Annotated in this window: 13 protein-coding genes; 7 read left to right on the forward strand and 6 right to left on the reverse strand. The window is 60.2% G+C overall.

The window, feature by feature from the left end; translation table 11 throughout:
- Nucleotides 1-248: 248 nt before the first annotated feature.
- From J0X19_RS13585 to J0X19_RS13610, 6 genes are all read left to right on the forward strand, one after another.
- Nucleotides 249-587 (forward strand): hypothetical protein, encoded by a 339-nt coding sequence (locus J0X19_RS13585; protein WP_206984914.1) that lies wholly within the window; start codon nucleotides 249-251, stop codon nucleotides 585-587.
- A gap of 89 nt (nucleotides 588-676) precedes the next feature.
- The gene (locus J0X19_RS13590; RefSeq protein ID WP_206984915.1) at nucleotides 677-1,921 is read left to right on the forward strand and encodes a glycosyltransferase family 4 protein; all 1,245 of its coding nucleotides are present in this window, start codon (nucleotides 677-679) and stop codon (nucleotides 1,919-1,921) included.
- 9 nt (nucleotides 1,922-1,930) lie between these two features.
- Entirely contained in the window at nucleotides 1,931-3,109 is a 1,179-nt protein-coding gene (locus J0X19_RS13595) for a glycosyltransferase (protein WP_206984916.1), read from the forward strand.
- Between the two features lie 56 nt (nucleotides 3,110-3,165).
- Nucleotides 3,166-3,969: a pyrroline-5-carboxylate reductase gene (gene proC, locus J0X19_RS13600; RefSeq protein ID WP_206985020.1), complete on the forward strand. Its 804-nt coding sequence runs from the start codon at nucleotides 3,166-3,168 to the stop codon at nucleotides 3,967-3,969.
- Between the two features lie 175 nt (nucleotides 3,970-4,144).
- Complete coding sequence (locus tag J0X19_RS13605) at nucleotides 4,145-5,431, forward strand: bifunctional 3,4-dihydroxy-2-butanone-4-phosphate synthase/GTP cyclohydrolase II (protein WP_317194776.1); 1,287 nt, start codon at nucleotides 4,145-4,147, stop codon at nucleotides 5,429-5,431.
- Nucleotides 5,432-5,690: 259 nt separating this feature from the next.
- Nucleotides 5,691-6,473, forward strand: coding sequence for a hypothetical protein (locus J0X19_RS13610; protein WP_206984918.1), 783 nt, complete (start codon nucleotides 5,691-5,693; stop codon nucleotides 6,471-6,473).
- 76 nt (nucleotides 6,474-6,549) lie between these two features.
- Here J0X19_RS13610 and J0X19_RS13615 read toward each other — a convergent pair whose 3' ends face one another.
- The 5 genes from J0X19_RS13615 to J0X19_RS13635 form a co-directional block, all read right to left on the reverse strand.
- Nucleotides 6,550-7,311 (reverse strand): ABC transporter permease, encoded by a 762-nt coding sequence (locus J0X19_RS13615; RefSeq protein ID WP_206984919.1) that lies wholly within the window; start codon nucleotides 7,309-7,311, stop codon nucleotides 6,550-6,552.
- Nucleotides 7,312-7,462: 151 nt separating this feature from the next.
- Nucleotides 7,463-8,359, reverse strand: a complete 897-nt coding sequence (locus tag J0X19_RS13620) for an ABC transporter ATP-binding protein (RefSeq protein WP_206984920.1) — start codon at nucleotides 8,357-8,359, stop codon at nucleotides 7,463-7,465.
- A 121-nt stretch (nucleotides 8,360-8,480) separates the two neighbouring features.
- Complete coding sequence (locus tag J0X19_RS13625; RefSeq protein WP_206984921.1) at nucleotides 8,481-10,229, reverse strand: M14 family metallopeptidase; 1,749 nt, start codon at nucleotides 10,227-10,229, stop codon at nucleotides 8,481-8,483.
- Nucleotides 10,230-10,315: 86 nt separating this feature from the next.
- Nucleotides 10,316-10,750 (reverse strand): DoxX family protein, encoded by a 435-nt coding sequence (locus J0X19_RS13630; protein ID WP_206984922.1) that lies wholly within the window; start codon nucleotides 10,748-10,750, stop codon nucleotides 10,316-10,318.
- Nucleotides 10,751-10,866: 116 nt separating this feature from the next.
- Nucleotides 10,867-11,523: a hypothetical protein gene (locus tag J0X19_RS13635; RefSeq protein WP_206984923.1), complete on the reverse strand. Its 657-nt coding sequence runs from the start codon at nucleotides 11,521-11,523 to the stop codon at nucleotides 10,867-10,869.
- 308 nt (nucleotides 11,524-11,831) lie between these two features.
- Between J0X19_RS13635 and surE the strand changes: the two genes are divergently transcribed.
- Nucleotides 11,832-12,698: a 5'/3'-nucleotidase SurE gene (gene surE, locus J0X19_RS13640; RefSeq protein ID WP_206984924.1), complete on the forward strand. Its 867-nt coding sequence runs from the start codon at nucleotides 11,832-11,834 to the stop codon at nucleotides 12,696-12,698.
- A gap of 80 nt (nucleotides 12,699-12,778) precedes the next feature.
- Here surE and J0X19_RS13645 read toward each other — a convergent pair whose 3' ends face one another.
- Entirely contained in the window at nucleotides 12,779-12,976 is a 198-nt protein-coding gene (locus J0X19_RS13645) for a hypothetical protein (RefSeq protein WP_206984925.1), read from the reverse strand.
- Between the last annotated feature and the right edge of the window lie 12 nt (nucleotides 12,977-12,988).

Consider the following 12,988-nt stretch of genomic DNA (forward strand, 5'->3'; position numbering starts at 1 on the left):
GGTTTCGGAAAGTAGGTGACATGTATACATATCTGATAATAGGTTATTGGGTTTGCATAGGAATGTGCGTAAGCACTTCCAATGAGGTCAGGCGAGCTTCCAAAACCGAGTTCGAGCAGGGAGTCCGTTCGGTTTCGTTACGCGTAACCAAAACTCGGTATAAGCAGGGCCATTTGCTTCGGGTGCCGGGGTGCGGAGTCACGTTGCGGGATAATCTTACGGTTGATAACTTAACCACCTATGAGTACATGGGTGAGTTGGCCGGTCGTCTCCGGCTGGTGAAGGAACAACACTACAATGGCGAAGAGTATAGGCTTTATGATGTCTCGCACGGTTGCCGGGAATATCACTTGCTAGGCAGGCCCTATGCTGCGGCCGGCCGGTTTGTAACCTTCAATGAAAGTGCAACAACCGACCGTAATCCAGTAACTATGGAAAGCTGGCTGGTGACGCCTGGTGGAGTGCTTCATTCAAAAACAACTATTTTACCCAGGAATCTTTGGCACGCGGATGTCAGATTCTCAGCAAAGGCTACGCAGGTTATTATCAAAGACAGTCAGGATCAATACTGGAAAGTTGATTTTTAAAATGGCATGGAAAGGATTGAAACACGCTGCTATCTACTGCCAGTAGGTTCTTTGTAGCTTTGCCCCCAATCTGCCCCGACTTACTTTCTGTGCATATTCTGCAATTCTGTCCGCGCGTACCGTTTCCGCCCACCGATGGAGGCGCCATTGCTATGTACGACGTGGCCGCGGGCCTCATCCGGGCCGGGCACCGCGTAACGGTACTGGCCATCAACACGCCCAAGCACGACCAGCCCGCCGACGCGCTGGACCACCTCGGCCCCAACCTGCGCCTGGTAACCGTGGACGTGGACACGCGCCTCTCGCCGGTGAAAGCGCTCCGCAACCTATTGTTTAGCGAGCTGCCGTATAATATAGAGCGGTTTTTGAGCGACGCAGTGGCGGCACGGCTGGCAGCGCTACTGCGGGAAGAGGACTTCGACGTAGTGCAGATGGAAGGCTCGTTTGTGGCTCTGTACGCCACCCCCTGGCTGGAAGCCAAGAAAAACCGCACGGTTAATCCTGAGTTGCCGCCGCTGGTGTTGCGGGCCCACAACATCGAGTATTCTATCTGGGCAATGCTGGCCAGCCGCACGGGAAATCCGCTCAAGAAGTTCTTTCTGAGCACTATGGCTAAGCGCCTCAAGCAGTACGAGCTGGAAGTGTGGCAGCGCTTCGATGCCGTAGCGGCCATCACCGAAGCCGACCAGCAGCGCCTGCGCCAGCTGGGCTGCCACGAGCCGGTGGTATTCATTCCGGCCGGCGTGAACCTCGCCCGGTTTCAGCCCGACCCGGCCATCCAGCCCAAGCCCCGCACGCTGTTCATGATTGGCTCCCTGGATTGGCTGCCTAACCAAGAGGGGTTGGATTGGTTTCTGGCCGAAGTCTGGCCGCGGGTGCATGCGCTGTACCCGGACCTGGAATTTCACCTGGCAGGCAAGGAAATGCCGGTGCGGTTTCGGGAGCTGCAACTGCCCGGCGTCACGGTGCACGGCTTTGTGGAGTCGGCGGCGGTGTTTATGCAGCAGTACGAGGTGATGCTGGTGCCTTTGCTGAGTGGGGGGGGGATGCGCATCAAAATTATTGAGGGCATGGCACTGGGCAAGTGCATTCTGAGCACCACGCTGGGCGCCGAGGGCATCCATGTCCGCGACGACCACGACATTCTGGTGCGCGACACGCCCGCCGCCTGGGTGGAAGCCCTGGGCCGTTACTACCACCGCCAGCTGCCCGCCGACCTGATTGGGCGCGAGGCCGCCCGCACCATTGCCCGCCTCTACGACAACCGCCGCGTGGTGGAGAGTTTCCTCGACTTATACAGCGTAGTGCAGCAGCGCCGCGTGGAAACGGCGTAAGTTTGCCCCATGAAGCTCCTGGTTCTACTGTCCCGGTTTCCGTATCCGCTTGACAAAGGCGACAAGCTCCGGGCGTATCATCAGCTCCGGTACCTGGCCCGGCACCATGAGGTCTGCCTGTTTTGCTTGTCTGATGAAGACGTGCCGGCGGCTGCCTACGCGGTGGTGCAGCCGTTGTGCGCGGGCGGCCTGCACGTGCAGCGCCTGCGCCGGCCGGGCATTGCCCGCAACATGGCGCTGGCGTCGTTGCGCGGGTTGCCGCTGCAAGTCGGCTACTTCTACGATGCCGCCGCCCAGCGCCGCCTCAACGCGCTAATCCGCGAGTTTCGCCCCGACCATGTGTACTGCCAACTGATTCGGATGGCCCAGTACGTGCGCGGTTATGCCGGCCAGCTGCCCATGACGCTGGATTATATGGATGTGTTTTCGACCGGCATGCTGCGCCGGGCCGAGCAGTGCCGGTGGGCCGAGCAGCGGCTATTCCGCCACGAAGGCCGCCGCTTGCAAGCCTACGAAGCCGCCGCCTTCGACTGGTTTCAGCACCACACCATCATCTCCGACCAGGACCGGCAGCTGATTGAGCACCCGCACCGCCAGCAAATCCACATCGTCCGCAACGGCATCGACATCGACTTTTTCCAGCCTCGCCCGGCCGAAAAAACGCACGACCTGCTGTTCTGCGGCAACATGAACTACCATCCCAACGTGGACGCCGCCGAGTTTCTGGCCCTGGAAATCCTGCCGCTGGTGCGCCGCGCGCACCCAGCGGCGCGGCTGCTGGTAGCAGGCACCTCGCCGGCCCCGCGGGTGCGGGCCCTGGCTTCCGAAGCCGTAACCATTAGTGGTTGGGTGGAAGATATTCGGGATGCGTATGCGGCGGCGCGGGTGTTTGTGGCGCCCATGCGGGTGGGCACAGGCTTGCAAAACAAGCTGCTCGAAGCCATGGCCATGGAGCTGCCCTGCGTAACGACTCCGCTGGCCAACAACGCCTTGCACGGCCACCCCGGTCAGGATTTGCTGGTAGCCGAATCGGCGGCGGAACTGGCCGACAGCATCAGTCTGCTCCTGACCGAACCGGGTGCCGCTGCTCGTCTGGCAGCGCAGGGCCGGGTGTTCGTGCAGCAGCACTACGACTGGCAAGCGTCTACTAATCAGCTGGAAGCGTTGTTTGGGCAGCAGCCGAGCTAAGCGGTGGCTTCGCCTTACCTTTGCCCGTTCACAACAGTTCATTTGAAATGGATAATCTGCGTATTGCCATTCTAGGCTGCGGCAACATGGGGCAGGCATTTGCCAAGGCTTTCCTGCAATACAACCTGGTGGCCCGCGCCAACATGCTGCTGCTGGGCCGGGATGAGGCGCATTGCCAGCGCCTCAACGCCAGCGCCCTGAACCTGCCTACCAGTCCGCTTTCCGAAGCCGTGGGTACCTACGATGTGGTGCTGGTGGCCGTGAAACCCCAGGATTTCGGGAAGGCGGCCGCCGGGTTGCGGGAGGTGTTGCAGCCCCAGCAAGTGGTGGTATCCATTATGGCGGGCATCCCGATTGCGCGGTTGCAGCGCGAACTAGACCACCGGCAAGTGCTCCGGGCCATGCCCAACACGCCCGCGCTGCTGGGCATGGGCATCACCGGCTTTTCGGCGTCGCCGGAAGTGGAGCGCAGCCGCCTGCACCAGGTGGAGAACCTGCTGAACGCCACGGGCCGCTCTATTTTCCTGGAAGATGAGAGTTTGCTCGACGCCGTAACGGCCGTGAGTGGCAGCGGCCCGGCCTATTTTTACTACATCGTGCAGGCCATGATGCAGGCCGGGCAGGAGTTGGGTTTCTCGGAATCGGTGGCCGGGCTGCTGGTGAAGCAAACCATGCTGGGCGCTTTCCACCTGCTCAACAACTCCGACCAAAGCCTCGACCAACTCATTGCCAACGTGGCCTCCAAAGGCGGCACCACCGAAGCCGCCCTGCGCACCTTCCGCGCCGGCCACCTCGCCGAAACCCTCATCGACGGCATGAAAGCCGCCCAGCAACGCGCCACCGAGCTAGCCAAGGAGTAGCAGTGAAATTGTGAAGTGGTGAGATGGTGAGTTTGACGTTCTAACCGCGCAGCTTGGACCGCTAAAACATCAAACTCACCATTTCACCACTTCACAATTTCACCGCTCGTAACTTCGCGGCTCCATTCGTGGTTGTAGCAGCAAATTCACGCCGGATTTCACCGCTGCAAAATCCGTGAAATCCTTTTTTAATCAGCAAAATCAGCGTTCCATGCTTGATTCCATAGAAGACGCCATTGCCGATATCCGGGCCGGCAAGGTAGTAGTAGTAGTTGACGACGAGGACCGCGAAAACGAAGGCGACTTTATTTGTGCCGCCCGTTGCGCCACGCCCGAGGTTATCAACTTCATGGCCACCCACGGCCGCGGCCTGGTATGTGCCCCGCTCATCGAAGCCCGGTGCGAAGAATTGGGCCTGGAGCTGATGGTAGGCCGCAATACGGCGCTCCATGCTACGCCCTTCACCGTGAGCATCGACTTGCTGAAAAACGGCGTTACCACCGGCATTTCGGCCTCCGACCGTTCCAAGACCATCCTGGCCCTCATCGACCCCGAAACCAAGCCCGAAGAGTTGGGCAAGCCTGGCCACATTTTTCCGCTGAAAGCCCGCAAAGAGGGCGTACTACGCCGCGCCGGCCACACCGAAGCCGCCATCGACCTGGCTCGTCTGGCTGGGTTCGAGCCGGCCGGTGTGCTGGTGGAAATCCTGCGCGAGGACGGAGAAATGGCTCGTTTGCCCGAGTTGCGCGAAGTGGCCAACAAGTGGAATCTGAAGCTGATTTCGGTGCAGGACCTCATCAAGTACCGCCTCAACAACGAAAGCCTGATTTCGCGCGACATTTCGGTGCGTATGCCCACCCAGTGGGGCGACTTCGACTTGTATTCCTTCACCCAAAGCTCCAACGGTGCCCAGCACCTGGCCCTGGTGAAAGGCGACATTTCCACCCCCGAGCCGGTGCTGGTGCGCGTGCACAGCTCCTGCGTGACGGGCGACATTTTCGGGAGCTGCCGCTGCGACTGTGGCCCGCAGCTGCACAAGGCCATGGAGCAGATTGAGCGCGAAGGCCGCGGGGTAGTGGTGTACATGAACCAGGAAGGCCGTGGCATCGGGCTGCTCAACAAGCTGCGCGCCTACAAGCTCCAGGAGCAGGGCCGCGACACCGTAGAAGCCAACATCGAGCTGGGTTTTGGGGTTGATGAGCGGGACTACGGCGTAGGCGCGCAGATTCTGCGCGACCTGGGTATCAGTAAGATGCGCTTGCTCTCCAACAACCCCCGCAAGCGTACCGGCCTCATCGGCTACGGCCTGGAAATAGTGGAAGCCGTGGCTATTGAAATCGAGCCCAACGAGCATAATCAGAACTACTTAACTACCAAGCGCGACAAAATGGGCCACACCATCCTGAGCAGCCGCGCCCCCCACGTCAGCCCCGATTCCACGCTGGAAGTGGCCGGAGCGTAGTGGTTTTCTCTGGTTGCATGAGTGGCCAGTTAGCGCCCCGCACGGTACTCGTGCGGGGCGTTCTGCTATACGGCGGTTGGAGCCTACGCCGGAGGCTTCTCTCGCAGCTAGCTGGGGATTACAGCTGGCTTGGAAAATAAGTGAACCGAGCAGCGGTTTTGGCAGTTAGCGCAGAAGGCGGCCGGTTTCCTGCGGGCCGTTGAAAAACGGCGTTACCCAAGTGGTTGACGCTCGTTTTTTCGGTTATCTTTCCCCGGCCATGATCCTACTCCGCGCTACCTTCCTTTCCCTGCTGACCGGGCTGCTGACGGTGGCAGCTCCCACCCAGGCCCAGCAAACTCCACTCACCCAGCAGTTTGCCGGCAGTACCATCCTGCTAACCAACGGCGACACCCTGCGCGGCCCCGTCACGCTGCGCCGCGACCAGGACGTGCTGATGATGGCCCAGGCCGACGGCACCGTTACCACACTTTCGGCGGTGGCTATCAACAGCTTTGCCGTGAAAGGCGAAGACCGGGACAGCCGCCGCCCCACCGGCTACTACGACAACTTCTACGACGCCCGTGCCGGCTACTATTACGGTAATCCTATGTTCAGTTCCCGGCGCTCCGAGCCCTCCGACCTGAACCGGGTGCGCGTGTTCCGGACGTTCCGCTGGAACCGGGGCAACGACTACAGCGACTTCAAGTCGCCGGCGTTTTTCGAGCAGCTTAGCAACGGCCCGCGCATGCTGCTGCGCCGCGAGTCATTGATGCAGCGCACCGTGCCAACTTCCACAGCTTACGGCGGCTATGGCTACGGCAACCCCTACGGCCCCGGCCGCTATATGGGCACCTACACCGAAATGAAGGACGACTTCTTTCTGGCCACGCCCACCGGCGACGTTATTGCCCTGCGCAACCCGAAAAAGGATTTGCTGAGCGTGTTTCGGGCACAGTCCAAGCAGATAGAACAGTACGCCAAGCAAAACCAGCTGAGCTTCACCGTGGCCCGCGAACTGGCTTTCATCGTGAACTATGCCAATTCTTTGGTAAAAGAGTAACGGAGTAGCGGAGTAACTGAGTAACAATGTTCATTCAGAACGATTACTCAGTTACTCCGCTACTCCGTTACTCTAGTTATAAGTCCCGGTTACGCAGGAGTAGGTAGCTCAGCCCCCAAAACAGCGCCGTGTACACAAGGGCCAGCGGCAGCGCCTCAGTAGGCAGTAGCGCCGATGATGGACCGGTTACGGTGTCAATCATTTCCTGGCCGGGCAGGGGCGTGAGGCTGTTGAATACCTTGGCCGGCAGAAACCGGTCCAGCGAGTCGGGCAGGGAAAAGCGCAGCAGCGGCTCAGCCACCCAGGCGTAGAGCAGAAACAGCAGAATGCCCGGCCCACTGCGGCGCACCAGCACGGCCACCAGCGCCGCCATCGACAATAAGCCCAAAACCTGGATGCCGTACAACGCAATGCCCGTAATGCCCACGGTGGCCTGGCTGGCCGTATCGGCGGCACGGGTCAGGCCGAAGTAGAAGCCCAGCCCGAGTACCGTTAGCATCCCGAAAACTGCTAGCAGGCCCGAAAGCAGCAGCTTGTTTTGCAGCAGCTCGGCCACCGAAGCCCCGTCAATCACCTGCTGCCGAAACGTGCGGAACTGAAACTCGTCGGTTATCAGGATAATCAGCAGAATGCCCAGCAGCAGGTTGAAGTAGCTGGCTACGTAGGTCAGCTTCTGCCATAGCCCCGGAAACGTGTAAAGCGTAGCGCCTACCCGTTGCCCGTTCAGCGTCACGCTGCCCCCCGCCGACACGAATAGTGCCAGCAGCACCACAAACAGCAGCAGAATAATCCAGACGGTGCGGTAGGGCAGTACTTTACGAAGTTCAGCGCGGAACATAGCTTGAGGTGCTGATTATTGATGAGATGATTGCTGATATGGTAATTGTTAAGGTGCTGATTGTGGATGTGGTGCTGACACGTTTGCTTGTTGGTAGCAAAAAGCAAGTAACAACTGCCAAGCACCAATCAACCCACTAATAATCAGCACATCAGCGGGTGAGCTCCAGGAACTGGGCTTCCAGGCTGCGGTGGCGTACTTCCAGCCCGGCCAGCGCAATACCCTGCTCGAAGAGGGCGCGATTCAGGTCGGCGGGGCCGTGGCCGGTGGCTAGCACGGCACTATAGGCGCCGGCCGCTTCCGGTTTCAGGTCCGATACCCAGGGCAGCGCCGCCACTGCCTGTTGCAGGGTAGCAATGCTGGTATCGGGGGCGGGGCGCAGGATTACCCGGTCGGCGGTGGCCAGGATGCTGTGCACGGGGCCGGCGGCGCGCAGGTCGCCGCGCTGGAGCACGGCCACGTGGGTGCACACCTTTTCCACTTCATCGAGCAAGTGGCTAGCAATGAGAATGGTTTTGCCGTCGGCGGCCAGGCGCGTTACCAGGTCGCGCACTTCAGCTATACCCTGTGGGTCGAGGCCGTTGGTGGGCTCGTCGAGTACCAGTATTTCGGGGTTGCCGAGCAGGGTGGAGGCCAGCGCCAGCCGCTGCTTCATGCCCAGCGAGAAGCCCCGAAACTTGTCGTGCTGGCGGGTGCCCAGGCCGGTCAGGTCCAGGGCCTGGTCTACGGTGCGCGGATCGGCGCGCTTCACATCGGCGGCCAGCAGCAGGTTTTGGCGGGCCGAGAGGTAGGGGAAGAAGTTGGGCGTTTCCAGCAGGGCCCCCACGCGGCGGCGGTTGTTGGCGTTCGGCTCCTGCCCAAACCAACGCACCGTGCCGCCCGAGGCCCGCAACACGCCCAGCGCAATACCCAACGTAGTGGTTTTGCCGCTGCCATTCGGCCCCAGCAACCCGTACACGCTGCCCGGTTCCACGCTCAGCGTAAGGCCCTTCAGCGCGGTGGTACTGCCGTAGGTTTTGGAAAGATTATCGAGTTCAAGAATAGGCATGGCACGAAGCTAGGGGAAATAGCGCTAGGCTGTAGCGCGAAGCCTTTGCTTCGTGCGTGAACGATACTTGTTGTAACGGCAACGTGGCCGAATACGCGAAGCAAAGGCTTCGCGCTACATCTTACTCCACCGGCAACAGGCCGCCTTGCCAGCGGGCCACGGGGTAGCGCAGGTGCGTGGGTTCGTAGTACTTGGAATGGCGGTACACCCATTCCAGTTGGGCTGCGCCGCTTTTCGCTAGGGCTGGGTCTTGTTGCTTTTGTTTCTCAAGCTGTTCCCGCAAGGCCGGGTCCCGGCGGAGCAGGTCGGCGGCTACATCTTCGAACACGTAGTCGGAAAAGTGCTCTTTCTGCTGCAAAATGCTGTCGAAGAAGCCCCAGGCGAAGTAGGAATCGGTAGCTTGCGGCTCCAGCGTTTCGATGAGGAAGCGGGCGGTGGCATTGTCGAGGCGGGCTACGTAGTCGCCGCGGTGGTAGGGCAGGGCCTGCTGGGTGGAGCGCACCGTTACGGAATTATGCAGGTAGTGGCCTTCGTAGGGGCGGGGGCTGGTTTTGTAGTCATTGATGTAGTAGACCTCGGCCGTGAGGGTGGTGTCGCGGGTGAGGCGCTGCAACGGTACGCCCGCCGTGCGTAGTCGGTCCAGCACTTCGCCCCAGGCCTGCGGAATCAGGTAGGCTTGCGGGCGCGTAACGGTGGTAGTAGGCCGGAACGTGTTGTAGTAGTTGATGGGGCGCGTGAACGGGGCTTTCCGGTCGTAGTAGAGGCGCAGCTGCTCGCTTACCTCGCTGGGTTTGGTGCGGCCGGTATAGCCGCGGAAGTTTACCTTCTCAGCGGCCGTGGTGTCTAGCTTCCAGCTGAGCGGAAAGGTTTTCTGTTCGCTCAGCTTTTGAGTGGCTAGGGCGCGGGCCTGGGTGAGGGCGGTGGCATCCTGGTGCACGAAGCGCAGCAGCACGTCCAGAAAATCGTAGGTGGCCTGCACGCGGGGCGTGTAGGACTTAAGCATGTGCGTTTCCGTCACGAAGCCGATGGTATTGAACAGTGTGGTGTAGCCAGTGGAGTAGCGCGGCGTTTCCAGAAAGCCCACCAGCCCGCGCGCGTCCGGGGTGCGGCCTTCAAAGTCCACGTACGGCGTGAGCGGCGACTTGCGCTTCTCCATACCGGTATTCAGGGCCGGCAATAGGCGCTGGGTCAGGTACTCACTCACAGCCGGCGCCAGCTTGTCTTTTTGAGTGGCAATGAGCGTCATGAAGTACTGATAATCTGCACCATTAGAGGTGTGGGTATCAACAAACACATCAGGTTGCCAACGGCGGAACAACTCAGCAAACGAACGGGCATTGCGTGAGTCCTGCTTCACGTAGTCCCGGTTCAGGTCGAGGTTGCGGGCGTTGCCGCGGAAGCCGTAGCTCTCGGGCCCATCCTGGTTGACGCGGGTGGTAGAGTTGCGGTTCAGCGCGCCATCCACGTTGTAGATGGGGATGACCACCAGCGTCACGTTTTCCAGCTGGCGGCGCAGCTCTTTCTTCTGCACATAGTCGCGCACCAGGGCCATACTGGCGTCAATGCCTTCCGGCTCGCCGGGGTGAATGCCGTTCTGAACCAGGACCACCGGCCGGCGGCGGCCCGTGGGGGCAGTAGGCTCAAACTGGCCATCGAGCGACACAATTACTTCGTGCAGGGGCTGGCCGCTGTCGGTTGGGCCCACTGCGCGGAGCTGAATTTCTGGGTAGGCGGCATCCAGCTTTTGGTAGTAGGCAATGCACTCGGCGTAGGTGGCGGTGGTGTTGCCGTTGCCTTTCTCGAATGGAGTGCGCCAGTCGTCTTTGGGCGCGGAAGTCAGCAGCAGGGCGGAAAGCAGAATCGAAAGCATGCGGCAAAGGAAACAAAACCAGCCATCATGGCATCAGAAATTGTTGTGCCGCGCTACCCTACGCCATTACGCCAGATGCTTCCCTCTTAATACAACCGTCGGCGAGCGGGAAACAGGAGTTGGTCGAGGCTGTAGCGGCCGGGACCGGTGAAGGCCAAACCCAGGAACAGAAACGCCGATTCGAGGGCGTGAGAGTAGCCGTTGAACCCGTCGCCCGCGCTGATGTGCTGGATGGTGGCTACGAGCATTGTTGCCAGCAACAAGCCGCAAGTGAAGCGGAAAAACAATCCTAGCGCCAGCAACTGGCCGCCTACCGCTTCGGCTACGGCCGCCAGAAACCCCCACACGCCGGGCGCAAAACTCACGCCGAGCGTCTTCATTGCGCCGCCCAACTCCGTCCATTGTTCGGGGCCGCCAACCAGCTTCGGGTAACCGTGCAGGGTGAACATTACCCCAATGCCCACCCGTAGCAGCAACAGGCCCCAATCGTGCGTGCGGTAGTGGTTGTTGAAGAAAGCCATAGAGGAAGAGAAAAGCGGTGAAGCCTGTAGTTGGGCAACTAAAATGGGCGGAGAATACCCTTCAGTGTGGCTAAAGTACAATATTTCTCTTCTAATGCTACTTTTCAGCGCGTTGCCTATTGGTACAGCAGCACGCAGGTAATGCGCGCGGCCGGCGGAATATCGGCGGAGTTCATTTCATCTGCGTGTTTGGCGGGCAACGAATTCGGGTCGATTACCCAGGCCATCTTTACCAGGCCCGACACGCCCGCAAAGCCGGCCGGCGTATCCCGCACCCGCGTGAGGCCCATTGTTTGGCGGGCCGCCCCGAACGGCGAGCCTACTCCAATACCTTCGGCGGTGCGGTACTGCGGGTCATATATGCGGATGCGGCGCAGGCGGTAGCCACCCTTTACGGAATCAGGAAGTAGGTGCAGGACGGAAGCCGGAGCGTCGGGTTTCTGAGCGTCCAGCATTTCGTAGGCGGGGTAGGTGGCGCCTTTGTCTTGGTACGTGGTGCGGCGCAGCTGGGTGGCAGGCACCCGTTTCAGCAGTTCTCGCTCGCTCATGTTCAGGCGCAAGCGGCCGGCCCGGCCCGGACTCAGCAGGTGCAGCGAATCGGGCACGTTGGGGTTGGCGGCCAGGCGCTGCTCGGCGGCGGCGGGGTCGCTGCTGCGCGAGTCGCCGGCAAAGGGTACGTCGCCGCTGGAGGTGCTGTTGCTGCTACAGGCACCGAGCGCAACTACAAGCGCTACCACTGCGGTGGGGAGCAGTACATTGGAAAAACTGAACATGAAGCAGAGCATTAAGCAAGAGTAATGCGGATGCTTACGCGCACCGTGCCTTTGGCGTTCAGTGATTGGATGAAAGAATGATAGGATGATTGAATGAGGGAATGAAAGCATATGGTGAGCAACCATTATATAGACTAAACCTGACTTACTGGTTTTATTGGGCAATCATCCTTTCATTCCCTCATCCAATTACCGAACGCTAAAGGCGCAGGGTGCGTACCTGATACCACATAGTGGTTTGGCAGGGCCGCGTACCTAGTGCCAGCAGCCCAGCAAACCCACTACACCATCTCACCATCTTTCCGCCTGTGTTTACCAACAATTCCAAGCCTCTGATTCTGATTTCCAACGACGACGGCATTACGGCCCCCGGCATTGCCATGCTGGTAAGCGTGATGCGGCGCATCGGCGAAGTGGTGGTAGTCGCGCCCAACTCGCCGCAGTCGGGGATGGGGCACGCCATTACCATCGGCCACCCGTTGCGCCTCGACCCCAGCACCATCTTCGAGGGCATTGAGGCCTACGAGTGCAGCGGCACCCCCGCCGACTGCGTGAAGCTGGCCAAGCACCACGTCCTCAAAGACCGGCAGCCCGATTTAGTGGTGTCAGGAATCAACCACGGCTCCAACTCGTCGGTAAACGTGCTGTACTCCGGTACCATGTCGGCGGCTATTGAAGCAGCCATTGAAGGATTGCCGGCTATCGGCTTCTCACTCTGCGAGTATGGTCATACTGCCGACTTCTCCCACACGGCCGATTGGATTGAGATGATAGCCCGGCAAGCTTTGCAAAATGGCATCCCAGCCCACACCGCGCTGAACGTAAACATCCCCAAAAAATCGGCCAGCCCGATTGTGGGGGCCAAGCTCTGCCGGCAGGCGCACGCCAAGTGGCAGGAGGAATTCGACCTGCGCCACGACCCCTACAAGCGCCCCTACTACTGGCTGATTGGCGAATTTGTGAACCTGGACCGCGGCACCGATACCGACGAATGGGCGCTGGCCAACAACTACATTTCCATCGTGCCCTGCCAGTTCGACCTCACCTCCAGCTATGCCATGAAAGCCATGAACACCACCTGGCAACTCAGCGAAGCACCCGTTGCGGCCGCGCCGGCTCCCGAAGTGGGCAGCGCCACCCCGGAGCCCGGCGAGTCGGCGGAAGGGTTGGGGTAGTACACCTGCATCTGTTACCTATGAGCAAGGCCCATCCGCTGGCAAGCGAATGGGCCTTGCTTTATTTATAGGGAAGCCGCCTACGGATGCCTTACGTCATGGACGTGGCGCACCACGGGCGCGGGGGCGTGCCGCAGAATCAGGGGGGCAGTGTGGGCTACTGAGCTGGTCTGATGCAGTTTCAGCGGGTCGGGCAGGAAAAAAAGGAGTGCCAGCAGCACCAGCAGAAACAGAATGATTCCGATGGGGGCCTTCAAGCCGTTCAGGGAAGTTTTCATGGGCAGAACATG

This window comes from Hymenobacter telluris (genome assembly GCF_017313265.1).
In the GTDB taxonomy this organism is placed as follows: domain Bacteria; phylum Bacteroidota; class Bacteroidia; order Cytophagales; family Hymenobacteraceae; genus Hymenobacter; species Hymenobacter telluris.

Bases quoted from the DNA above. Each gene is read 5' to 3' on its own strand.
- J0X19_RS13610 (WP_206984918.1), top strand. From the start codon at position 5,691: ATGATCCTACTCCGCGCTACCTTCCTTTCCCTGCTGACCGGGCTGCTG.
- J0X19_RS13625 (WP_206984921.1), bottom strand. From the start codon at position 10,229: ATGCTTTCGATTCTGCTTTCCGCCCTGCTGCTGACTTCCGCGCCCAAA.
- J0X19_RS13595 (WP_206984916.1), top strand. From the start codon at position 1,931: ATGAAGCTCCTGGTTCTACTGTCCCGGTTTCCGTATCCGCTTGACAAA.
- J0X19_RS13585 (WP_206984914.1), top strand. From the start codon at position 249: ATGGGTGAGTTGGCCGGTCGTCTCCGGCTGGTGAAGGAACAACACTAC.
- J0X19_RS13635 (WP_206984923.1), bottom strand. From the start codon at position 11,523: ATGTTCAGTTTTTCCAATGTACTGCTCCCCACCGCAGTGGTAGCGCTT.
- J0X19_RS13645 (WP_206984925.1), bottom strand. From the start codon at position 12,976: ATGAAAACTTCCCTGAACGGCTTGAAGGCCCCCATCGGAATCATTCTG.
- J0X19_RS13630 (WP_206984922.1), bottom strand. From the start codon at position 10,750: ATGGCTTTCTTCAACAACCACTACCGCACGCACGATTGGGGCCTGTTG.
- J0X19_RS13620 (WP_206984920.1), bottom strand. From the start codon at position 8,359: ATGCCTATTCTTGAACTCGATAATCTTTCCAAAACCTACGGCAGTACC.
- J0X19_RS13615 (WP_206984919.1), bottom strand. From the start codon at position 7,311: ATGTTCCGCGCTGAACTTCGTAAAGTACTGCCCTACCGCACCGTCTGG.